1 protein-coding gene is annotated in these 894 nt (G+C 69.8%); it reads left to right on the top strand.

Annotated elements, in window-relative coordinates; genetic code table 11:
* Window positions 1-433 precede the first annotated feature (433 nt).
* Window positions 434-826 carry a hypothetical protein gene (locus G6048_RS48310; RefSeq protein ID WP_165345920.1) on the top strand — a complete coding sequence of 131 codons (393 nt, stop codon included), beginning with the start codon at window positions 434-436 and terminating at the stop codon, window positions 824-826.
* Window positions 827-894: the final 68 nt, after the last annotated feature.

Below are 894 nucleotides of genomic sequence, written 5' to 3'. Positions count from 1 at the left end.
GTGCTCGTGCGAGCCGGGGAGGAGGCGGCGGACGAACACCTGCCGGCGGAGGACGGCAGCGCCTCGACCACCGCCGCCGAGACGGGAATGTGGCAGGCGTTCCGCAGCGGCAGCGTGTTCGACCTGCGCAGACCAGGGCGTAGCGGGAGGTCTTTGATGCGGTGGTCGCCTCAAAGCACTCCGCGCCTTGAGACCTGGCGTTCCGGTTGGCGCAGCGCCCGTGCGCCCCATGGGTGGGTAAATCCGGCCCTGGTGCAGGCAAAGCTCAGGGCCGGTATCCGGAGCCCCGGACAAAGAACTGCCAAGACGACTCCAATAGTCGGCAGGTTCCATGCACTTGAGGCGCCCGAAGAGTCCACTGGGTGACGGGACGCACCCGTTCCCCGCCTCCGCTCCCCCGGAGGCGTCAGACCAGCGGACCCTAGGAGCTGGCATGAGTGAGATGGCTGTCGTGCACGAGTCGTATTCGTTCGCCTGTATGCGGTGCGGGCATGGCTGGGAGCAGTCGTACGAGATCGAGCACCACTTCGACGCCGAGGGCCACGAGTTCGTGACGTACGTGGCCGATGGGCGCGTCGTGCCATCACCGCTCAGCCGGCCCACCTGCCAGAACTGCGACAACCACGTCGTACGCATCATGCGGGCCGGCCAGGTGGCCTCGGCGCACAACTCCCTGCACCCGCGCCGCTCCCGCTCGGTGCCGCGCCAGGCGGAGCGGCCCGCGGCCGAGTCCACGGAGGCCTCGGGGGCCGCGGAGCCGGAGGAGCGCCATCACTGGCACCTGTCCGATCTGCTCCACCCGTTCCACCACCGCAAGGCGGGGTGAGGGCCAGAGCCGCCCCTTCGTAGGATCGGGGCATGCCCTCCAACGCCGAAGCCCCGCCCCTCCCCGAC

This window comes from Streptomyces ureilyticus (genome assembly GCF_011045025.1).
Taxonomy (GTDB): Bacteria; Actinomycetota; Actinomycetes; order Streptomycetales; family Streptomycetaceae; genus Streptomyces; species Streptomyces ureilyticus.
Note: the sequence above shows the minus strand (reverse complement) of the source record. Positions and strands in the feature narration are given on the sequence as shown.